The following is a 20,025-nucleotide window of genomic DNA, read 5'->3' as shown; positions in this document are numbered from 1 at the left end:
GCCGTCCCGGACCCTGAAAGCGGTCCGGCGCGGCGCCGTCGTGCGTTGTTCTGTGCTGATCTCCCGAAGGAAGCGGCCAGCCTTAGAGCTTGGAGGCAACCAGCCCGGTCAGGTCCACCAGGCGGTTGGAGTAGCCCCACTCGTTGTCGTACCAGCCGACAATCTTCACCTGGTTGCCCATGACGCGGGTCAGGCCGGAGTCAAAGATGCAGGAGGACGGATCGCCCACAATGTCGGAGGAAACAATCGGATCCTCGGTGTAGGTGAGGATGCCGGCCCAGCGCGGGTCCTGTGCGGCCTTGGCGTAGGCGGCGTTGATCTCCTCGACCGTGGCTTCCTTTTCCAGCGTGACCGTCAGGTCGGTGACCGAGCCGGTGGGAACGGGAACGCGGATGGCGAAGCCGTCCAGCTTGCCCTTGAGCTCCGGCAGGACCAGGCCGATGGCCTTGGCAGCACCCGTGGAAGTGGGCACCATGTTCAGGGCTGCGGCGCGTGCACGGCGCAGGTCCTTGTGCGGGCCGTCCTGCAGGTTCTGGTCTGCAGTGTAGGCGTGAACCGTGGTCATGAGGCCCTTTTCGATGCCGAAGGCGTCGTTGAGGACCTTGGCCAGCGGGCCCAGGCAGTTGGTGGTGCAGGATGCGTTGGAGATGACGTCGTGGTTCTCGGCATCGTAGTCTGCGTCGTTGACGCCCATGACCACGGTGAACGCATCGCCCTTGGCGGGTGCGGAGACCAGGACCTTCTTGGCGCCGGCAGTGATGTGCTTTCGGGCGTCATCGGCGTTGGTGAAGAAGCCGGTGGACTCGATGACGATGTCAACGCCGAGTTCGCCCCAGGGCAGGTTGGCGGGATCGCGCTCGGCCAGGACCTTGATGGTGTGACCGCCAACCACGAGGTTGCCCTCCTCGACGGAGACCTTTTCGCTCAGGCGTCCGGCAACGGAGTCGTACTTCAGCAGGTGCGCCAGCTGGGCGGGATCGCCGAGGTCGTTGACTGCAACAACCTCAAAGCCTTCGCCGTGCTCCAGTGCTGCCCGCAGGAAATTGCGGCCAATGCGACCAAAACCATTAATTCCGACACGTACCGTCATGGGGCCTCCTCAGGCTCGATCAGGATTAGATTTAGACACTAAATTTATTACCTTCTACAATTATGCTGTTATTACCGCCACACGTCAAAAGGCATCCCATGGACCCCTCCGCAAATACCCCCCAGCTTCTGCGCCGCACCAACCTTCGGGCGGTGCTGGAAGTGCTGCGGTCAGCCTCGTCCGTGACGGGCACCGACCTGATCGAAGCCACCGGGCTGACGCGTGCCACGGTGATCGCCGTGTGTGATGACCTGGTCGCCCGCGGCTGGGCCCGGGAAGCTGATTCCCCGCGTGCGGAAGGACAAAAGGGGCGGCCTGCACGGCGCTTTGAGTTCAATGAAAATGCCGGCTATGTCCTGGGGCTCGACGTCGGCATCGCAACTATCCGAGTCCTGGTTGCCGACCTCGCCGGAACCGTCGTCGGCGGTGCGGAGGCCCAATTCCCCCGCCACGGCGGTCAGCCGGATGCCCGGCGGCGGATATTGACGGACGCGGTGGACAAGGCGCTTGAGGACGCCGGCATCACCTCGGCAAATGTGTTCTGCGTTGGTACGGGTGTTGCCGCGCAGGTGGCCGGCGACGGCGTCGTCGTTCCCGGCCAGCCAATGGCACCCCTGTTTGACCTCGGCCTGCAGCGGGAATTCGGCGAGGTCCGGGGCTGGCCGATGCTGGTGGAGAATGATGCCAAGCTGGCGGCGCTTGCCGAGCGGTGGCGCGGTGTGGGCGCGGGTGAAAAAAACCTCGCGGTGATCCTTGCCGGCGAGCGCCTGGGCAGCGGAATCATCGACGCCGGCAGGCTGCTGCACGGCGCCCGCGGCGGAACGGGTGCGATGGGCGGGCTGGAACTGGTCGAGGGCGTCGGCAACGAGGACGGCATCGCGAAACTGGCCCGCCTCTGGGGCAGTGCCGCCCTCAAAGAGGGGCATGACGGGCGGATCCGGGACCTCGTGGGGCCGAAAACCAACCGCGCGTCGGCCCGCTATGTCTTCGAGGCAGCAGCCGACGGCGATCCGGTGGCGCAGGAAATCCTGGACCGTATCGCCCGGCGCATGGCCCGGGTGCTGGCCCTTGTTTCGTCCTTCTTCGACCCGCGCCTGATCGTCATTGGCGGTGCCGTGGCAGCATCGGCCGAGGCATTGCTGCCGGCCATGACCCGGGAACTTGCCGGCTATGTGGCGGAGCCGCCGCGGCTGGCCGTCTCAAACATGGGCAAACTGCTGGTACCAACCGGTGCCCTGCGCTTGGCCCTGGACTATGTGGAGGAGCACCTGCTGGAACTGGTGCCGCAGGTCCGCCGTCCCGGCTGAAGTACCGCCGACACCGTCACCCCCGATCCAACGACCAGGCGCCATCGGTCCGCTACTCCCCCAGGTCCTGCAGAATTTCTAGCCCCCGCAGCGCCCACGCGATTTCCTCATCCGCATTGGCCACCTGGCCCTCGTAGGCGAACACCTTGAACCGGACAATCCGGTCCCATTCCTGTTCCGGGTAGCCGCTGAGGCGTCGGGCCAGAGTGGGCTGGGTCCGCTCCTGAAGCTCCTCAATCACCCTAAGCGCCTGCAATCGCTGCTCTTCGTGGTGGGCGATGTGCGCCCGCAGTTGTCTTGCGGCGGCTCCAGGGGGAGCCCACTCGAAGTATGCCGCCTTTAGACGTGCCGGATCCCGGTCACGGACATATTGAAACGGCTGGTCCTGCCACTCCCGCAGGGCGTTTTCACCGGCGGAGGTCAGTGCATATTCCGTTTTGGTTGCGCCGCGCGATCCCCAAGGCACCGGTCTGGCTGACAACAAACCCTCCGCGTGCAGCTTGCGCATTTCGGGGTAGATCTGCGAGTCGGGCGCGTGCCAGACGTGGCCTACAGAGGCACTGAACTGTTTGCCGACGTCGTATCCGGTCATGGGACCGGAGGACAGCAGCGCCAGCAGTGCCATTCGTAAACTCAACCCTCCACCGCCCTTTCTGAAGCGTTGGTCTCCCCTCGAGCCTAGCCCCGCTTCACGCGCAGCCGCAGCTGCTGCTCGATTCAGGGGCGGCGCCCCCGAAATTGCAAATACCCAGCCTCCATCTTGCACCATTGGAACCAACTCGCTACGCTGTGAGGAATCTCACTCAATAACTATGTTTATAGGTATTTGCGTAGGTATTTGTGAACGCCCGGACAGACTGCACAAAGGACACCGCCATGACCGTCCCCGCCACCAAAACCACGACGACTGCGAAGCTTCTCTCCCACCCGCTCAACGCCTGGTACGTCGCCGCGTGGGACCATGAAGCCACTTCCAAAGGCATCTTGGCCCGCACGGTCGCCGGCAGGCCGCTGGCCATTTACCGCACTGAAGATGGTCGCCCTGTAGCCCTCGCCGACGCCTGCTGGCACCGGTTGGCACCCTTGTCGCAGGGAAAGCTGATTGGCCGGGACGAGATTCAATGCCCCTATCACGGCCTCCGCTACAACTCTGCAGGCCGGTGCACCTCCATGCCTGCCCAGGAAACGCTGAACCCCTCCGCCACAGTGCCCTCGTTTCCGGTTACCGAGCGCTACCGCTATCTGTGGGTCTGGCTGGGGGACCCCACCATGGCCGATCCATCGTTGATTCCGGACATGCACCAGCTGGCGAGCGCCGAATGGGCCGGGGACGGGGAAACGATCCACGCCCCCTGCAACTACCAGCTCGTTCTGGACAACCTTATGGATCTCACCCATGAGGAGTTTGTCCACAGCTCCTCAATCGGGCAGGAAGAACTTAGCGAGTCCGAGTTCGAAGTCACCCACGATGAGAACTCTGTGACCGTCAGCCGGTGGATGCACAACATTGATGCTCCCCCGTTCTGGCTCAAGAACATGCGGGACAAGTTCCCGGGCTTCGAGGGCAAGGTGGACCGTTGGCAAATCATCCATTACTACTTCCCGTCCACCATCTGCATCGACGTCGGCGTCGCAGAGGCGGGTACGGGAGCCCCGGAGGGTGACCGCTCCCGCGGCGTCAACGGGTATGTCATGAATACGATCACGCCGGAGACGGACCGCTCCTGCCACTACTTCTGGGCATTTATGCGTAATTACCGTCTCGACAGCCAGCTCATCACCACCCAGCTGCGCAACGGCGTCCACGGTGTCTTCGGCGAAGACGAGGCCATGCTGCAGGCACAGCAGGCAGCTATCGATGCCAACCCGGACTACGAGTTTTACAGCCTCAACATCGATGCCGGGGGCATGTGGGTCCGCCGGATGCTGGAGCGGGCCTTGGAGGCAGAAGGTCGCATGACCACCGCCGCACCCGTCTCCGCAGGAGCTTAGAGGAGCCGACCATGGCCGATTCCAATTCGCAGGTCTGGCAGACCGGCACCGTCTCCGACGTTGAGGATGTCGCCGCAGGCATCCGCCGCATCGTCCTACGCCCCGAGCTGCCCCGGCAGGTCCGGCCCGGGGAGCATATTGACGTCCGGGTCCTGATCGACGGCGCCGCCGTCGTCCGTTCCTACTCCGTGGTTGACGCCAGTCCCGACGGTGCGGAGCTGGCGATCAGTGTTTTCCTCACTCCCACCTCCCGCGGAGGGTCGGTCTTCATGCACCAGCTCACCCCGGGACAGGTGTTGGAGATGACGCAGCCTCTGCAGAACTTCCCGCTGCGGATCGGCGCCCCCACCTACCTTTTACTGGCCGGAGGCATCGGCGTCACTGCGATTGCCGGCATGGCTGCCCTGCTGCGCCGTCTTGGCGCCGATTACCGGCTCGTCTACGCCGCCCGCAGCCGCACGGCGATGGCCTACGCGGAAACGCTGGCCAGCCTGCATGCAGACCGGCTGGAGGCTCATATCGATGACGAAGGGTCCTCCCTCAACGTGGATGCCTTGGTGAGGAGCCTGCCCCCGGGCGGGGAACTCTACATGTGCGGCCCCATCCGGCTTATGGATGCTGTTCGGCGTTCCTGGCTTGCACAGGGACTGGACCCGACAAATCTGCGCTACGAGACCTTCGGCAACAGCGGATGGTTCGATCCGGAGCCTTTCACCGTCAGCATCCCCCGCTTGGGAGTCGAGGTGAGGGTCAACTCCGACGAATCGATGCTTGAAGCCTTGGAGCGTCAAGGCGTGGAGATGATGTTCGACTGCAGGAAGGGCGAATGCGGCCTGTGCCAGGTCAAGGTCCTTGACTTGGACGGACATCTGGACCACCGCGATGTCTTTTATTCCGACCGGCAAAAGGAACCCAACACCAAAATGTGCTGCTGTGTTTCACGGGCAGCCACCAATGATGTGCACCGGGCAGAGCGGCCTGCTCTCCTGACCATTGACGTTTCCTGAAAGGTCCAGCATGGACATCCGCCAAAGCATTGACACCTCGAAAATGTCCCTTTACCAGTGGGGCATCGTGGCAATTGCCACTTTTCTTAATGCCCTCGACGGCTATGACGTGCTCGCCATGGCCTTCACTGCCACGTCCGTAACCGCGGAATTCGGCCTGTCCGGCTCTCAACTGGGCTGGCTGCTGAGCACGGGGCTGATCGGCATGGCTGTCGGGGCCTTGGCTTTCGGCCCCATGGCTGACCGTTACGGCCGGCGCCGCCTGCTCCTGGTCGCGCTGACTGTGAACGCCCTCGGCCTTTTCCTGTCCGCCACCGCCGGGTCCGCTTTCCATCTCGGGATCTGGCGCGTAGTGACGGGCCTGGGCATCGGCGGCATCCTCGCCACCGTCACCGTGATCACCAGTGAGTACTCCAACAAACGGTATCGCGGCCTGGCAATCAGCATCTTCACTGCAGGCTACGGAGTGGGCGCAACCTTGGGCGGCATGGGTGCCACCCAGCTGATTCCCGAGTTTGGCTGGCGCTCGGTCTTCCTGACGGGCGGACTCCTGACCGTTGTGGCAGTCGTGCTGGTTGCGGCTCTGCTGCCCGAATCAGTGGATTACCTGCGCACCCGGCAGAACGACGGCGCGCGGCAGCAGCTGGCCAGCATAGCCCGCCGGCTCAACCTGCAGGGGGAAGTACAGCTAAGTGCCGCCCCAGCGTCTGCGGGAGTACAGAAGAGCAGCATGGCCCAGCTGTTCAGCCCCCGCTACCGAACCACCAGCCTCCTCCTGTGGGGTTCCTTCTTCCTCATCATGTTCGGGTTCTACTTCGCCAACTCCTGGACCCCGACGCTGCTCGTGGAATCTGGAATGACACAGGAACAGGGAATAGTCGGCGGCCTCATGCTGACCATGGGCGGCACCTTCGGCTCGCTGCTCTACGGCGCCCTGACTACCAAGTGGGACGCCAAGAAAACGTTGATGACCTTCACGGTGCTCTCCTCCGCGACTCTCGTCCTGTTCATCATCAGCACTTCAATGCCGTTGCTGGCATTCTCCAGCGGCGTGGTGGTTGGAATGCTCATCAACGGCTGTATTGCCGGGCTCTACACCGTGGCACCCCAGAGCTATGCGCCCGCAGTGCGCGCAACGGGCGTCGGCTGGGGCATTGGCGTTGGCCGGGTGGGCGCGATTCTTGCACCCATCTTGGTCGGCGCCCTGCTCGACGCCGGATGGACCCCAGTCAGCCTCTACATTGGCGTTGCGGCAGTCGTGGTCCTGGCTGCACTCGCGCTGTGGAAGCTGCGCCCGTACGAGGAAGCTGCTGAACCCGAAGTCGCCGTTGCGCCAGCTGCCTCACCAGGATCGAACGACTAGTGCTTTGAATTGCTAAGCACGGTCTTCCAGTGTGCCGTGACGGCATTTGGTGAGACTTTCGTAGAGCCGGTCAGTTCCGCGGGCATTCCCGGAACCTGTGCAGCAGCGAACTGATCCCCCCGGAAAGAGGGCCGAAGGCCTCCTTTCCGGGGGGATAGTCTTTTCGGCCCGAGCCGCCACAGCGTGCACGCTGCTGAAGTTCGTCCCGCAACCGTTGTTGTAGTCGGCAGCGTTGTCGATGCGGTTCCCATAGATGGAGCCGCTTCAGGATGCCGGGCAGTGGGCACGCTCATCACGACCGGTTCATGTCCGGCGGAGCTGCCCTGGCGTCGAGCCGGCGGACGGACTCCTGCACGGCGCCGTGCAGCATGATCTCCAGATCGCCGACCACGCTGTAGGGATGTTCGACCATGCCGTCCGCGACCCATCGCAGGACCACGGCGAGCACGGCCGAGGTGTAGAAGTCGACCACCAGGACGCGGTCCTGTGGCCGCGCCGGCCCGCCGCCGTCCCGGTCCATCACGGCCTCGGTGATCGGTCGCATCTGCCGAAACAGGAAACGCTCGAGCCCGGGCTGGCCCACCCCGTTGAGGACACCGAGCGTCGACGAGCGGTTATCGCGCATGTACAGCATCAACCGCACAAGTCCGTCAGCCCATCCCACCTCAGCCGCAAAAGCGCGGACCCGGCGGGCAACCTCGGTCTCGAACACCCAGACCGCGAGATCCCGCACATCGGTGAAGTGGTAGTAGAACGCCTGCCGCGTCAGTCCGCAGTCGCGCGTTAGTTCCGTGACCGTCACTTTGTCCAGTGGCTCGGTGTTCAGCCGGGCCTTGAGCGCGGCAGCCAAAGCCTCTCGCGCACTCGCGTGACGCTGCGCGTCGGTGCCCTCATCGGTCATGCCTGACGGTAGCACCGGGCGCTTTTGGACACATCGCATCATCTGTCTAATGACCCGTGGTACTTGCGTTTTTACCTTTAAATCCGAAGGCATTTATACACCGGGCTGCTAAGGAGAGGTCCCTAGATGTTCTTGTACGAATCGATTCCCTGGTATTCCTGGGCGATGCTCGGCGTCGTCCTGGTTGCCCTCATTGCGCTTAACGAAGTGACGCGGCGCTGGAAGTGGGCCGGTCTGGCCTTCTTCGTGGCGCTGCCCGTCCTCCTGACCGTGTTCGTGTGGCCCACGACGGCCGGAGAAGGGTCGTCCACAGGAACGTGGTTCCACTGGGTGAAGGTGTACTCGGCACTCCTCGGGTGCCTGGGCTTCATGCTCATCCGTTATGTCCCACGCCTGGCGAAGAACCGCTGGATGCTGATGTTCCCTGCACTGATCCTTGCGATCAACATCGCCGAGGCGGTCATCCGAGACTTTGAGGTGGCGGGCCTGCAGGGCATGCACGACGGCGTTTTCATGGTCGGCGGTCCGTGGAACTACATGAACGCCATCGCCGGCATCCTGAACCTGCTCACCATCTGCGGCTGGACGGGCATCATCGTCTCCCGCGACAAGTCGAAGGACATGATCTGGCCCGACATGATGTGGTTCTGGATCATCGCGTACGACCTGTGGAACTTCGCCTACGTTTACAACTGCGTCGGTGACCATTCGTTCTACGCCGGTGCGGCACTGCTCATCTCATGCACCATCCCCGCGTTCTTCCTCAAGAAGGGTGCATGGCTGCAGCACCGCGCCCACACCCTGGCATTGTGGATGATGTTCACGATGGCGGTCCCCACATTCGTGAGCACGTCGCCGTTCGCCGTCGAGTCCTCGCACAACCCGACCGCACTGTTCGTCGTGTCGGCCATCTCGCTGGCGGCCAACATCGCCGTCGCGGTCTACCAGGTGTTCACCATCGTCAAACGGCACCGCAACCCGCTGCGCGACGAGCTGTACACCCACCTGCCTCAGTACCAGGAGGTGCGCGACGCCAACCTCCCCGGCGAGTCCCCGGCTGCCCTGCCCGGGTCCCCGGGAACGGGCCGGCCGGTCACCGTCTAACCCCGCCGGCCGCCGCTCACTGCGATAAAGAAAACTCCTCCTGCTCAGGTGCTATGCCTGAGCAGGAGGAGTTTTTTGTGGGCCCCCTGCCGGATTCGAACCGGCGACCCACTTCCGTTTACGTTCTGGGTACAGCTGAACGTGGGCTACGGTGTGCGTACATGACCTGCTCCGAATAGCTAATGGCTCGACGGAAGGACAAATGAAATGGGTGTTATCGCAGGCTGGACATTGACCGTGTTCCTCATGATTCTCCTGATTGCCGCGGTGATCTTCGGGATCGTCTACGTCGCACGCAAAGGTGTGCCGCAGCGCGCTGTCAGGCGCACAGCCCGCCGCAAGGAATGATTTGACGCTCTGCCCCGTTTCGGCCGGGGCTTGTCATGCCCGGTTTAGCGGCTGCCCATAAAACAATTCACCTAGAACTCGAAGGCGGAGCCGTACCAAGGAAGGTGCCTGTTCATCGCCACGGTTCCGGCTCCCATCGGCCTGGTCTACAGTGACGATGACTGCCGATAGGTTGAAATCCGGCAGGTGGGTTGACAGCCTGAAGTTTACCGCCAGAGGAGCAGGAGGCAGCATCATGGAGGCAACACCGCTGATCATCATCGCCATTCTGGGACTGTGCCTAGGCGTGCTCTTGGCAACGGTCCGGATCCCGGAAATCCGGTGGGTTCCGTTTCTTAGCCTGATCCTGCTGACTGTCGGAGCCGTGCTTGCCATCCAAAGAATCTGGGAAGTCAACATCCTCGGCGGGTTGGTCCTGCTGCTCGGTACCCTGCTCGGTTCCTTCTTCTACTCCGGCAAGCTCTGGCAGCGGCTCGACCTGGAGCCGGGGGTTTCGTACCTGCAATGGGCCCAGCGGGACCTCCTGCATCAGGGTTACCTGCGCGGTCTGTACCGCACAGAGCGAGCCGAACCCCTGGCACCGGCTGATTCAGAAGCATCACGCCAGCCCCTGTTGTAAGCGTGTCGTGAGCCTTCGAATGCCATAGAAAAACCCCTCCCGATCAGCGTTATGCCTGATCAGGAGGGGTTTCGTGGAGCCCCCTGCCGGATTCGAACCGGCGACCCCCTGTTTACAAGACAGGTGCTCTGGCCAGCTGAGCTAAGGGGGCGGCGCCGGCCTAAGCCGGCTAACCGCCGTCGTCGTGCTTCAAAAGCCAAACACAGCAACTGCGCTAGTCAAGGTTAGCCCAGAGCGCCCGTTCCCGCGAAACCAGGAGGCGGTTCCGCGCGAAACGGGCGCACCGGGGGAAACCGGAACGGGTTACTTGGTGGCCTCAATGGCAGCTTCGACAGCGGCAGTGAAGTCATTGGGGTTGCTCTCCGCACCGTTGACATACACGGTGGGAGTTCCGCTGACGTAGTCCACGCGGGCCAGGCGGTCCGCATAGTTCACGAAGGCGCGGAAGCCGTCATTCTGGATGCAGTCGGACGCATCGCCGGCACCCACGGACTCGGCCATGTCAGCCAGCTCCGCGTTCTTGATCTCGCCGTTGTCGTAGTTGGCAAAGATGGCACTCATGAAGTCCCAGTAGGACTCCGGGTTGGTGTCCGCCACGCAGGCTGCGGCATTGGCGCCGCGCGAGGAGTAATTCGTGGGTGATCCGCGGTCCAGGAACGCTACGGTGCGGTACTCAAAGGTGACCTCGCCGGCGTCGAGCCAGGTGGCGATCTGCGAGTTGTAGGCCTTCTCGAAGTCGGCACAGTGCACGCAGTTCACATCCACGTAAGCCACGATTGGCACCGGCTGGCCGGCTTCGGCTGCTTCAATGCCCGGGGGAACGGGTGCGTCTTCCTTGGCGTCAGACGGAGCCTCCGGCAGTGAGGCAACGTCAACGCTGAACGGCTCGGTGGGCTCCAGCGAGGTGGTGGACGTCACCGTAATGCCGCCGTATTCATTCGCGTTGGCCGGAGATTCTCCGGTCTGGGCGTCCGCTCCGTTGCCGCTGCGCACGGAATTGATCACGATCAGCGCCACGATGACGATGACCGCCACCACGGCAACCACCACGCCCCAGCGCACCAGGAGCTTGTTGCGCCGCTCCTTCTTCTTCTGGGCTTCACGCAGGGCACGCGCCTGTTCGCGCGCAGCAGCCGTGCGATCGGCCTTGCTGGGCTTGGGGTTCCGCTCAGTCATAGTTCCTCATGTCTCTCTCACGCCTGCCCGTTTGGGCATGCGGCCGGGCAGCAACAGTTTAGGCCACCGGGGGTGTCCGCCCTTACTTTCAACGGCCTGTACAGGCATAAAGTTTCCAGCCTTGGATAGAGTGGCCTAAATACATAAGCCAAACAAGGGGTGCATATCGTGAACGCTGCTGCCGCTGATTCCGCAGGACAGAATGCCACGGACGGGTATGGCGATTTCGATTTCATCGTAGTTTCCAACCGACTTCCGGTGGACCGGGTAAATACGGACGACGGCGAAAGCTGGCGGCGCTCCCCCGGCGGGCTCGTCACAGCGCTGGCCCCGGTGATGGCCAAGGCCGACGGCGCGTGGGTGGGCTGGCACGGAGCTGCCGACGAAGAGCTGGACGAGTTCGATCATGACAACATGCATCTGCTGCCGGTTCCGCTGAGCGCATCCGAAGTGGAGCTGTATTACGAGGGCTTCTCCAACGCCACGCTCTGGCCGCTCTACCACGACGTCATTGCGCCGCCGGAGTTCCACCGCACCTGGTGGGATTCCTACCGGACCGTCAACCGCCGCTTCGCCGACGCCGCTGCCACCATGGCCGCCAAGGGGGCAACCGTGTGGGTCCAGGACTACCAGCTGCAGCTGGTGCCGCAGATGCTGCGCAGGGACCGTCCGGACCTGAAGATCGGCTTCTTCAACCACATCCCCTTCCCGCCGCTGGAGATTTTTGCCCAGCTGCCCTGGCGCCGCAACATCATTGAGGGCCTGCTCGGCGCGGATCTGATCGGCTTCCAGCGTCCCTCCGATGCCAGCAACTTCCTGCGCTGTGTGCGCCGCTTCGCCGGACACACGGTCCGCCAGCAGCAGGTGCACGTCACCAATGAGGACGGAGTGTCCTACGTTTCGCGGGCCGAGTCCTTCCCGATTTCCATTGACGTTGAACAGATCACCGAGCTGGCCAAGCGCGAGGACATCATCGAGCGGTCCAAGCAGATCCGCAAGGAACTCGGTGATCCCAAGACCGTCCTGCTGGGCGTGGACCGGCTGGATTACACCAAGGGCATCAGCCACCGGCTCAAGGCCTACGGGGAGCTCCTCCAAGACGGCAAACTCAACGTCGCGGACGCGTCGCTGATCCAGGTCGCAAGCCCCAGCCGCGAGCGCGTGGAACAGTACCGGCTGCTGCGCGAAGAGGTTGAGGGCACAGTGGGCCGGATTAACGGCACCTACGACACGATGGGCAACACCGCCATCCGCTACCTGCACCACAGCTACCCGGTGGAGGAAATGGTGGCGCTATACCTCGCCGCCGACGTCATGCTCGTCACCGCGCTGCGCGACGGCATGAACCTGGTGGCCAAGGAGTATGTGGCCGCCCGCATCAACAACACCGGTGCGCTGGTGCTGAGCGAGTTCGCCGGCGCCGCTGACCAGCTGCGGCAGGCGGTACTGATGAATCCGCACGACATCGACGGGGTCAAGGAATCCATCCTGACGGCGATCAACATGCCGGAGCGCGAGGCCCAGCGCCGCATGCGCCTGATGCGCCGGCAGGTCCTGCAGAACGACGTCGAACGCTGGTCGAAGAACTTCCTCAGTGCCCTGCAGCAGGGAGAAAACGAGGCAGCACAGTGAACAACCTCCCCGAAGATCTGATGCAGGCGCTGGCACGGGTGGCGGACACGGAAACGCTGCTGGTGGCGCTGGACTTCGACGGTACTCTCGCGCCCCTGGTGGAGCACGCCGACAACGCCCGTCCGCTTCCGGCATCGGCTGCGGCAGTGGCCGGGCTGGGAGAACTGCCTGACACCTTTACCGCTTTGATCTCCGGACGCGCCCTGGACAGCCTCCGCCGGACCGCCTCCCCCGAGCCGGAAACCCTGCTGATTGGCAGCCACGGCGCAGAGGCCTGGACGGGACCCAACGCCGAACCGCTGCGTCTGACACCGGAGCAGGCGGACCTGCTGGCGCGGGCACGCGAAGCGGTGGAAAGGGTAACCTCGTCCCATCCGGGCACCTGGCTGGAAGCAAAGCCGGCCGGCGTCGTGCTCCACACCCGCAGCGCACCGGATGATGTCGCGTCAGCCGCAACCGATGCAGCCCGGCGGGGACTTGGCGCACTGGACGGTGTCCAGCTCACGGACGGCAAGCGGGTCCTGGAAGCCTCCGTTGTCCATACCAACAAAGGGGAAGGAATCCGCGCCCTGCGCGAACTCACCGGTGCGACGGCGGTGCTGTTCGCCGGCGATGACGTCACCGACGAGCACGGCTTTGCAGCCCTGGAATCCGGGGACCTGGCCATCAAGATCGGCCCCGGGGACACCCGTGCCGCCTTCCGGGTGGACTCCCCGGCTGCCTTCAGCTCGGTCCTGGCGCACCTGCTGGAACTTCGCCGCGCACACAAATGATCCGCCGCGGGACGGGTGTGGCATACTGACCCTGTGACCGCGGCCACAACCGCTGCCACCTGCTGTACAACTACATAAGCACTTCACAACGGATCGTCGGGCACGTACCTGCCCGTGAAGGAGAAATATCATGGCAACGGTAACGTTTGACCAGGCCACTCGCCTGTACCCGGGCACTGACAGGCCCGCAGTGGACAACCTCAGCCTGGAGATCGCCGACGGCGAATTCCTGGTGCTCGTTGGGCCTTCCGGCTGCGGCAAGTCAACCTCCCTGCGCATGCTCGCCGGACTCGAAGACGTCAACTCCGGCCGCATTCTTATCGGTGACCGCGACGTCACGGATGTCCCGCCCAAAGACCGTGACATTGCCATGGTTTTCCAGAACTACGCCCTCTATCCCCACATGTCCGTAGCGGACAACATGGGCTTTGCCCTGAAGATCGCAGGCATCGGCAAGGAAGAGCGGATGGAACGTGTCCGCGATGCCGCCAAGCTCCTGGACCTCGAGGACTACCTGGACCGCAAGCCAAAGGCACTCTCCGGCGGCCAGCGCCAGCGCGTCGCCATGGGCCGTGCCATTGTCCGTAACCCGCAGGTCTTCCTCATGGATGAACCGCTGTCCAACCTGGACGCCAAGCTGCGCGTACAGACCCGCACCCAGATCGCATCGCTGACCCGCCGCCTGGGCGTCACCACCGTTTACGTGACCCACGACCAGGTTGAGGCCATGACTATGGGTGACCGCGTGGCTGTGCTCAAGGACGGCATCCTGCAGCAGGTGGACACCCCGCGCAACCTGTACGACCACCCCAAGAATGTCTTTGTGGCCGGCTTCATCGGCTCCCCTGCCATGAACCTGCTGGAACTGCCCGTTGTGGACGGCGGTGTTGCCTTCGGCGGCGCCATCTACCCGGTCGCCAGCTCGGTTCTGGGCGCGGCCGCAGGCAACACCGTGACCGTCGGCGTCCGGCCTGAGGACCTGGAGATCGTTGACTCCTCCGGCTCCGGCCTGAAGGTGGAAGTTGACGTGGTGGAGGAGCTTGGCGCCGATGCTTATGTTTACGGGCACACCACCCTCGACGGAACTGACCGGGACATGGTGGTCCGTGTTGACGGCAGGCGTCCCCCGCTGAAGGGCGACACCCTGTTCGTCCGCCCGCAGCAGGGCCATGTGCACCTGTTCGACACCAGCAATGGAGAGCGCCTGGCAGACCAGGCCTAGTTCCGCCGCCGAATATGCGGTGGCCCATGCGACTGTTCTAGACTCGTTTAAGGGGCCACCGCATTTTCTGTTTAACTACAGCTCCGTTTCAGCAGAACGTTCGATGAAGGCGTGTGCTTATGTCCGAACCCGCAGGCGCCAAATGGCGCGATGAACCAACAGACTGGGAGCAGCAGGGCAAACTGCCCCGGATTCATCTCTCGGCCCCTCAAAAGGCACTCGCGTCCCTGAACATTACCGCTGCTTCGATGGACCCGGGGCTGCTGGACCTGCCGTGGCATTTGCCGCTCGAAGAGTGGCCCAAGGATAACCTAGCGGCACTGCCCCGAGGCATTTCCCGCCACGTCGTCCGCTTCGCGCGAATGAGTGACTCGCTGATCGCCATCAAGGAAACCAGCGAGCACGTGGCCCGGCAGGAATACCACATGCTGCGCAAGCTGCGCAGGCTCAATGTTCCGAGCGTTGAACCGGTGGCTGTCATCACCGGCCGCTACGACGTAGACGGCCAGGAACTGCAGCCCGTCCTCGTCACCAGGCACCTGCGCTTTTCCCTGCCGTACCGTGCCGTCTTCTCCCAGACGCTGCGCCAGGTCACCCTGACCCGCCTCATCGACGCCCAGGCCCTGCTGCTGGTCCGGCTTCATCTGGCAGGCTTCTACTGGGGTGATGTGTCATTGTCCAACACGCTGTTCCGACGAGATGCCGGAGCGTTTGCCGCCTACCTGGTGGATGCCGAGACCGGAGAGCTCTATCCGGAACTCTCCCGGGGCCAGCGCGAATACGACCTGGAGATTGCCAGGGTGAACATCGCCGGCGAATTGATGGACCTCGCAGAGGGCGGGCTGATCGAAGAAAGCGTCGATCCGCTCGCCACCAGCGAGCGCATCATGAACAGCTACCGGAACCTCTGGGCAGAACTCACGGAGAAGGAATCCTTCGAACTCGGCGAACGCTGGCGGGTCAATGCCCGCATCCGCCGCCTGAATGACCTGGGGTTCGACGTCGACGAACTCACCATCAACACCACCGCCGACGGCACCCAGGTCCAGCTCCAGCCCAAGGTGGTCGACGCCGGCCACCACCAGCGGCGCCTGCTGCGCCTGACCGGTCTGGATGCCCAGGAAAACCAGGCGCGCCGCCTGCTCAATGACATGGATTCCTACCGGGCTGACAACCATCCGGAGCTGGACGAGGAACTCAGTGCACATCTGTGGGTCACCCAGGTCTTCGAGCCCATCGTAAAGTCCGTGCCCCGGGAACTTGGCAGCAAGCTGGAACAGGCCGAAGTGGTGCACGAGGTGCTTGAGCACCGGTGGTACATGTCGGAAAAGGAAAACCGCAACGTCCCCATGGCAGAGGCCGTGCAGTCCTATCTGGACACCGTGCTCCGCCACCGCCGGGATGAGGCAGCCATTTTGCTGTCCACTGACACCAGGACCATGAAAATACTTGAGGCCGGCGGCGCACCGGACTGACGTCGGGCGGCACCCGCACGGCATCGTTGCGGCCTGTGGCCCAGTTCATGGCAGCAGGCGCAGCTGTTGCGTTTAATAGTGTCGATGGAACTTATTAAAAACCTTCCCGAGGCAGGAGGATCCTCCTCAGAGATGTCCGCATCAGCAGTTTTCCCTTCCCAGGGAGGTGCGCTGAGGACTGTTCCGGTCCATGACGGCCAGCCCGGCAGCGAGTGGTGGCGTTCCTCGGTGATCTACCAGATCTATCCGCGGTCCTTCCGGGATCTGCGCGGTGACGGGGTTGGCGACCTGCCCGGCATTACCGCGGAAATCCCGGCCCTGGCTGAACTCGCGATCGATGCCATCTGGCTCTCACCCTTCTACCGGTCTCCACAGAAGGATGCCGGTTACGACGTCGCAGATTACTGCTCGGTGGACCCGATCTTCGGCACCATGGAGGATTTCGACGCCCTGGTGGCCAAAGCCGGCGGGTACGGCATCCGGGTCATCGTGGATCTGGTGCCCAACCACTGCTCCGACCAGCATCCCCTGTTCCAAGCAGCACTCGCCGCGGAGCCCGGGTCGCCGGAGCGCGACATGTTTATCTTCCGGGACGGAACCGGCGAGAACGGCGAAAATCCGCCCAACAACTGGCAGTCCCACTTTGGCGGACCAGCGTGGACCCGGATCGCCAACCCGGACGGAACCCCGGGCCAGTGGTATCTGCATCTTTTCGACACCTCCCAGCCGGACTTTAACTGGGACAATCCTGCGGTCAGGGAAGAGTTTGAGCGCATCCTGCGGTTCTGGCTGGATCGCGGCGTGGGCGGTTTCCGGGTGGATGTGGCGCATGCACTGATCAAGAAATCCGGGCTGCCTGACTGGGGCGGGAAGGCCGACGGCGCCTCCTCCGAAGGTTTCCCCGGATATGACGCGCCCATGTTCGGCCAGCCGGGCATCCACGACATCTTTAGGTCCTGGCGGAAGCTCCTTGACGAGTACGACGGCGACCGTGTCCTGTGCGCCGAAGCCAACGTTGACCCGCTGGACCGGCTGACGGACTGGGTCCGCTCGGATGAAATGCAGCAGGCCTTCAACTTCGCGTATCTGACCCATCCGTGGAACCCCGAGAAGTTGCGGGAGATTATCGATTCCTCACTGCGGGCCTTTGACAAGGTAGGCGCTCCCACCACTTGGGTGCTGTCCAACCACGACGTCGTCCGGCATGTGTCCCGCTTCGGCCTGGAAGCCAATAATCTGCGCAGCGGTGACGGCATCGGGCCCAACGACGCCCAGCCGCACTATCAGCTGGGTGCGGCGCGGGCACGGGCGGCCACCATGCTGATGCTGGCATTGCCCGGCGGAGTGTATCTGTATCAGGGCGAGGAGCTCGGCCTCCCGGACCATACCTTGATGCCTGACGAGTTCCGGCAGGATCCCACTTATCACCGCACAGCAGGGGTTAGGGTGGGCCGCGACGGCAGCCGCGTGCCTCTGCCCTGGCGAGTACACGAACCGTCCTTCGGGTTCAGCTCCTCAGGACAAACCTGGCTGCCGCAGCCGGGCTACTGGGGCCGGCATTCACGGGACATCCAGCGCAGGGACCAGTTCTCGTCGCTGAACATGTACCGCACGGCACTGGAGATTCGCCGTGAGCTGGCGCTGGGCGCCGGGTCGCTCGCGTGGTGGCCGGAGCATGACGCCGAAGGCCTGGTCGCCTTCGTCAACGGAAACGTCCTGGTCGCCATGAACATGGGAGACAACCCAATCCAGCTGCCGGAGCTCCCGGTGCTTGCCATGAGTTCGGCTTCTGCTCTGGAAGGAACCAAAATCCGTCCGAACTGCACTGTGTGGCTTCGACTGGCCTAAGGTGTCGCGGGAGACACAGGGTACTGCCGGGGGATGCTCTCAGCTGGTGAGGATCGCTTTCCCCGGGTTGAGGATCCCCGCCGGGTCAAACACCGCTTTGATGGCGCGCTGCAGTTCCAGGACTTGTTCCTGCTGCTCCTGCGCCAGCCACCGGAGCTTGAACTGACCCACCCCGTGTTCACCGGTGATGGTGCCTCCCATCGCCAGGGCAAGGGCTATGGATTCATCGAGGGCAGCGTCCAGCCGTTGAAGGCCGGCGCTGCCCTCGGTTTTGTCCACCCAGAAGGTGGGATGAAGATTTCCGTCTCCCGCATGTGCCACCACTTTCAGCCGCACCTCATGCTCGCGTGCCATGCGGTTCAATTCGGCGATATAGGAGACCAGCCGGGAGCGCGGCACCGCAACGTCCTCCCCCACCCGGTGTTCGGTGTGGATGGCGTCTCCGCGGCTGTGCCGGCGAAGGTCAACCAGTTCCAGTGCCTCCTCTGATCCCTCCAGGCTGACCTGCCCGCCCAGCTCGCCCAGGACTGAACGCACGACGTCGGCCTCGGCCGCGGCGCCGTAACCGTCCGTCTGAATGAGGAGCAGAGCAGCGCCGCGGGAGCGCAGGTTGGAGCCGTGGGCGGTGTCCAGCGCCACCATGGTCTCGGCGTCGAGCAGTTCCATGATCGCCGGCTGCACCCGCGCGCGGCCCACCGCCAGCACCCCGGCTGCAGCGCTTTCGATGTCAGGGAAGAATCCGGCGATCGTGCAGACATCCACGGGGAGGTAGCGCAGCCGCACGGTTATCCCCACCACTACTCCCAGTGTCCCTTCGGAGCCGGTGAAAAGGCTGGTCAAGTCGTACCCGGCCACCCCCTTAAACGTTTCCTGGCCCGTGCTGATGAGCGTTCCGTCGGCCAGGACGACGTCGAGGGAGAGGACAGAGTCCCGTGTCACGCCGTATTTTGCGCAGCGCAGCCCTCCGGCGTTGGTCGCAACATTTCCGCCGACGGTGGAGACGCGGTAGCTTGCGGGATCAGGTGCGTACATCAGCCCGAATTCGGCCGCAGCAGCGTTGAGGTCTGCGTTGATGACCCCCGGTTCCACTATGGCCAGTTCATCCTCCGGCCGAATTTCGAGGATCCTGTTCATCCGCTCCAGGCTGAGGACAATGCATCCGGCTGTGGCATGGGCTCCACCGGACACCCCAGTCCCGGCACCGCGGGGAACCACTGTGGTGCCGCTACGCGATGCCCAGCGCAGAATCTGCTGGACCTGCTCAACGGACCGGGCCCACACAACCGCCAAAGGGTTGACGTACTCCAGGACCGGCCCTTGATCGCTTCCATAGGCTGCCAGCGTCTGAGGCGCGGTGTCCATCTCGATGCCGGTCAGGGAGCGGGATAGGTCAAGAAGCATGTCTGCGGTCATACGAGGATGCTACCGGGCACCCATGAAGCGAGCGTAACGGTCCAAAACCTGCGGCCAGAATACGGAGAACTCATCCTGGGTCTTCACCGGATCCGCCACCATGTTGAAGCCGGAATGCGTGAGGGTGACAAGGGTGCTTGTCCCGTCTGCTGAACTGAAGCTGATCTGCACCGAGGTTGGGGTCTGCGGGCTATGCCGCACCATCCAACCCAGCAGAAGCTGAGAGTCCTGCACTCTTTTGGCCACCGTCGCCCACACGGCAGATTCTCCCGCTGGGCCGGTTTCCGTCAGGGCGTCTGATTCGAACTCCGGATGGGTTCCTTCGCCAAATTGCGTGTGCTCCTCCGGCCACCACAGGTGTACGTATTCAGTGAAACCGTTGAAGGCCTCGTGCAATTCGCGTGGAACTCTCCGTTCCACGACGATGTCCGGCACTGAAATAGTTTCCTTTGCCGGCTCGGGCTGCTCAGCATGTGAAAAGAGAGAGGAATTCATCATCCAAGCCTAGCCCCGATGTCCCTGCCGGCCGCCGGCCGGCAACCGCTGCGCAGCGCCGTGGGCAAGGGCTCTGGACGCCGTTGTTAGACAGTTGATGGGTTAGATAGTCGATGGGTTAGACAGGGCCTGTTAAACAGTTGAGGCCCGTACCAAAAGATACGGGCCTCAACCTCTCAACCGAAATATTGTCCGGCGGTGACCTACTCTCCCACACCCTCCCGGATGCAGTACCATCGGCGCAGTGGGTCTTAGCTTCC

Annotated in this window: 18 protein-coding genes and 1 tRNA gene; 12 read left to right on the top strand and 7 right to left on the bottom strand. The window is 63.4% G+C overall.

Annotated features, from left to right (window positions below; all coding sequences use genetic code 11):
• Positions 1-82: 82 nt before the first annotated feature.
• Complete coding sequence (gene gap, locus CXQ89_RS16645; protein WP_104055998.1) at positions 83-1,090, bottom strand: type I glyceraldehyde-3-phosphate dehydrogenase; 1,008 nt, start codon at positions 1,088-1,090, stop codon at positions 83-85.
• Positions 1,091-1,188: 98 nt separating this feature from the next.
• Here gap and CXQ89_RS16640 point away from each other — a divergent pair, with 98 nt between their 5' ends.
• On the top strand, positions 1,189-2,397 hold the full coding sequence (locus CXQ89_RS16640) for an ROK family transcriptional regulator (protein WP_104162090.1): 1,209 nt from the start codon (positions 1,189-1,191) through the stop codon (positions 2,395-2,397).
• Between the two features lie 52 nt (positions 2,398-2,449).
• On the opposite strand, the gene CXQ89_RS16635 is transcribed toward CXQ89_RS16640, so the two are convergent.
• Positions 2,450-3,034, bottom strand: coding sequence for a PadR family transcriptional regulator (locus CXQ89_RS16635; RefSeq protein ID WP_104162089.1), 585 nt, complete (start codon positions 3,032-3,034; stop codon positions 2,450-2,452).
• A gap of 239 nt (positions 3,035-3,273) precedes the next feature.
• Here CXQ89_RS16635 and CXQ89_RS16630 point away from each other — a divergent pair, with 239 nt between their 5' ends.
• Genes CXQ89_RS16630 through CXQ89_RS16620 form a run of 3 tightly spaced genes read left to right on the top strand, consistent with a single transcriptional unit; the run spans position 3,274 to position 6,759 of the window.
• Complete coding sequence (locus CXQ89_RS16630) at positions 3,274-4,389, top strand: aromatic ring-hydroxylating dioxygenase subunit alpha (RefSeq protein WP_104162088.1); 1,116 nt, start codon at positions 3,274-3,276, stop codon at positions 4,387-4,389.
• An 11-nt stretch (positions 4,390-4,400) separates the two neighbouring features.
• The gene (locus CXQ89_RS16625) at positions 4,401-5,396 is read left to right on the top strand and encodes a PDR/VanB family oxidoreductase (protein WP_104162087.1); all 996 of its coding nucleotides are present in this window, start codon (positions 4,401-4,403) and stop codon (positions 5,394-5,396) included.
• Positions 5,397-5,406: 10 nt separating this feature from the next.
• Positions 5,407-6,759, top strand: a complete 1,353-nt coding sequence (locus tag CXQ89_RS16620; RefSeq protein ID WP_104162086.1) for an MFS transporter — start codon at positions 5,407-5,409, stop codon at positions 6,757-6,759.
• 292 nt (positions 6,760-7,051) lie between these two features.
• On the opposite strand, the gene CXQ89_RS16615 is transcribed toward CXQ89_RS16620, so the two are convergent.
• Entirely contained in the window at positions 7,052-7,660 is a 609-nt protein-coding gene (locus CXQ89_RS16615; RefSeq protein ID WP_104162085.1) for a TetR-like C-terminal domain-containing protein, read from the bottom strand.
• A 126-nt stretch (positions 7,661-7,786) separates the two neighbouring features.
• On the opposite strand from CXQ89_RS16615, the gene CXQ89_RS16610 reads away from it, so the two are divergent.
• The 3 genes from CXQ89_RS16610 to CXQ89_RS16605 all read left to right on the top strand — a co-directional run bounded on the left by CXQ89_RS16610 (position 7,787) and on the right by CXQ89_RS16605 (position 9,731).
• On the top strand, positions 7,787-8,764 hold the full coding sequence (locus tag CXQ89_RS16610) for a DUF5692 family protein (protein WP_104162084.1): 978 nt from the start codon (positions 7,787-7,789) through the stop codon (positions 8,762-8,764).
• A 207-nt stretch (positions 8,765-8,971) separates the two neighbouring features.
• Positions 8,972-9,112 carry a hypothetical protein gene (locus tag CXQ89_RS18470; RefSeq protein WP_181032416.1) on the top strand — a complete coding sequence of 47 codons (141 nt, stop codon included), beginning with the start codon at positions 8,972-8,974 and terminating at the stop codon, positions 9,110-9,112.
• 235 nt (positions 9,113-9,347) lie between these two features.
• Positions 9,348-9,731: a hypothetical protein gene (locus CXQ89_RS16605; protein WP_104162083.1), complete on the top strand. Its 384-nt coding sequence runs from the start codon at positions 9,348-9,350 to the stop codon at positions 9,729-9,731.
• Between the two features lie 74 nt (positions 9,732-9,805).
• Here CXQ89_RS16605 and CXQ89_RS16600 read toward each other — a convergent pair.
• Positions 9,806-9,882 (bottom strand) — tRNA-Thr (locus CXQ89_RS16600).
• Positions 9,883-10,034: 152 nt separating this feature from the next.
• Positions 10,035-10,907: a thioredoxin domain-containing protein gene (locus CXQ89_RS16595; RefSeq protein WP_104055989.1), complete on the bottom strand. Its 873-nt coding sequence runs from the start codon at positions 10,905-10,907 to the stop codon at positions 10,035-10,037.
• Positions 10,908-11,075: 168 nt separating this feature from the next.
• Between CXQ89_RS16595 and CXQ89_RS16590 the strand changes: the two genes are divergently transcribed.
• The 5 genes from CXQ89_RS16590 to CXQ89_RS16570 all read left to right on the top strand — a co-directional run bounded on the left by CXQ89_RS16590 (position 11,076) and on the right by CXQ89_RS16570 (position 17,857).
• A complete protein-coding gene (locus tag CXQ89_RS16590; protein WP_181032415.1) occupies positions 11,076-12,539 on the top strand; it encodes a trehalose-6-phosphate synthase in 1,464 nt (487 codons plus the stop codon).
• A 20-nt stretch (positions 12,540-12,559) separates the two neighbouring features.
• Complete coding sequence (gene otsB, locus CXQ89_RS16585; RefSeq protein WP_104162178.1) at positions 12,560-13,312, top strand: trehalose-phosphatase; 753 nt, start codon at positions 12,560-12,562, stop codon at positions 13,310-13,312.
• A gap of 130 nt (positions 13,313-13,442) precedes the next feature.
• Complete coding sequence (locus CXQ89_RS16580; RefSeq protein WP_104162082.1) at positions 13,443-14,534, top strand: ABC transporter ATP-binding protein; 1,092 nt, start codon at positions 13,443-13,445, stop codon at positions 14,532-14,534.
• Between the two features lie 119 nt (positions 14,535-14,653).
• Positions 14,654-16,009, top strand: a complete 1,356-nt coding sequence (locus CXQ89_RS16575; RefSeq protein ID WP_104055981.1) for a DUF4032 domain-containing protein — start codon at positions 14,654-14,656, stop codon at positions 16,007-16,009.
• A 132-nt stretch (positions 16,010-16,141) separates the two neighbouring features.
• Positions 16,142-17,857, top strand: coding sequence for a glycoside hydrolase family 13 protein (locus CXQ89_RS16570; RefSeq protein WP_181032414.1), 1,716 nt, complete (start codon positions 16,142-16,144; stop codon positions 17,855-17,857).
• Between the two features lie 39 nt (positions 17,858-17,896).
• Here the strand turns inward: CXQ89_RS16570 and CXQ89_RS16565 are convergent, their stop codons facing one another.
• Together CXQ89_RS16565 and CXQ89_RS16560 are read right to left on the bottom strand one after the other, a co-directional pair.
• Entirely contained in the window at positions 17,897-19,270 is a 1,374-nt protein-coding gene (locus tag CXQ89_RS16565) for an FAD-binding oxidoreductase (RefSeq protein ID WP_374952997.1), read from the bottom strand.
• Between the two features lie 9 nt (positions 19,271-19,279).
• Positions 19,280-19,765 (bottom strand): hypothetical protein, encoded by a 486-nt coding sequence (locus CXQ89_RS16560; protein WP_146067284.1) that lies wholly within the window; start codon positions 19,763-19,765, stop codon positions 19,280-19,282.
• Between the last annotated feature and the right edge of the window lie 260 nt (positions 19,766-20,025).

Source organism: Arthrobacter sp. ZGTC212 (assembly GCF_002929255.1).
Classification (GTDB): Bacteria; Actinomycetota; Actinomycetes; order Actinomycetales; family Micrococcaceae; genus Arthrobacter_B; species Arthrobacter_B sunyaminii.
This window is presented reverse-complemented; position numbering and strand designations above follow the sequence as displayed.

Coding starts and splice junctions, on each gene's coding strand:
- gap (WP_104055998.1), bottom strand. CDS start 1,090: ATGACGGTACGTGTCGGAATTAATGGTTTTGGTCGCATTGGCCGCAAT.
- CXQ89_RS16640 (WP_104162090.1), top strand. CDS start 1,189: ATGGACCCCTCCGCAAATACCCCCCAGCTTCTGCGCCGCACCAACCTT.
- CXQ89_RS16630 (WP_104162088.1), top strand. CDS start 3,274: ATGACCGTCCCCGCCACCAAAACCACGACGACTGCGAAGCTTCTCTCC.
- CXQ89_RS16625 (WP_104162087.1), top strand. CDS start 4,401: ATGGCCGATTCCAATTCGCAGGTCTGGCAGACCGGCACCGTCTCCGAC.
- CXQ89_RS16620 (WP_104162086.1), top strand. CDS start 5,407: ATGGACATCCGCCAAAGCATTGACACCTCGAAAATGTCCCTTTACCAG.
- CXQ89_RS16615 (WP_104162085.1), bottom strand. CDS start 7,660: ATGACCGATGAGGGCACCGACGCGCAGCGTCACGCGAGTGCGCGAGAG.
- CXQ89_RS16610 (WP_104162084.1), top strand. CDS start 7,787: ATGTTCTTGTACGAATCGATTCCCTGGTATTCCTGGGCGATGCTCGGC.
- CXQ89_RS18470 (WP_181032416.1), top strand. CDS start 8,972: ATGGGTGTTATCGCAGGCTGGACATTGACCGTGTTCCTCATGATTCTC.
- CXQ89_RS16605 (WP_104162083.1), top strand. CDS start 9,348: ATGGAGGCAACACCGCTGATCATCATCGCCATTCTGGGACTGTGCCTA.
- CXQ89_RS16595 (WP_104055989.1), bottom strand. CDS start 10,907: ATGACTGAGCGGAACCCCAAGCCCAGCAAGGCCGATCGCACGGCTGCT.
- otsB (WP_104162178.1), top strand. CDS start 12,560: ATGCAGGCGCTGGCACGGGTGGCGGACACGGAAACGCTGCTGGTGGCG.
- CXQ89_RS16580 (WP_104162082.1), top strand. CDS start 13,443: ATGGCAACGGTAACGTTTGACCAGGCCACTCGCCTGTACCCGGGCACT.
- CXQ89_RS16575 (WP_104055981.1), top strand. CDS start 14,654: ATGTCCGAACCCGCAGGCGCCAAATGGCGCGATGAACCAACAGACTGG.
- CXQ89_RS16570 (WP_181032414.1), top strand. CDS start 16,142: ATGTCCGCATCAGCAGTTTTCCCTTCCCAGGGAGGTGCGCTGAGGACT.
- CXQ89_RS16565 (WP_374952997.1), bottom strand. CDS start 19,270: ATGACCGCAGACATGCTTCTTGACCTATCCCGCTCCCTGACCGGCATC.
- CXQ89_RS16560 (WP_146067284.1), bottom strand. CDS start 19,765: ATGAATTCCTCTCTCTTTTCACATGCTGAGCAGCCCGAGCCGGCAAAG.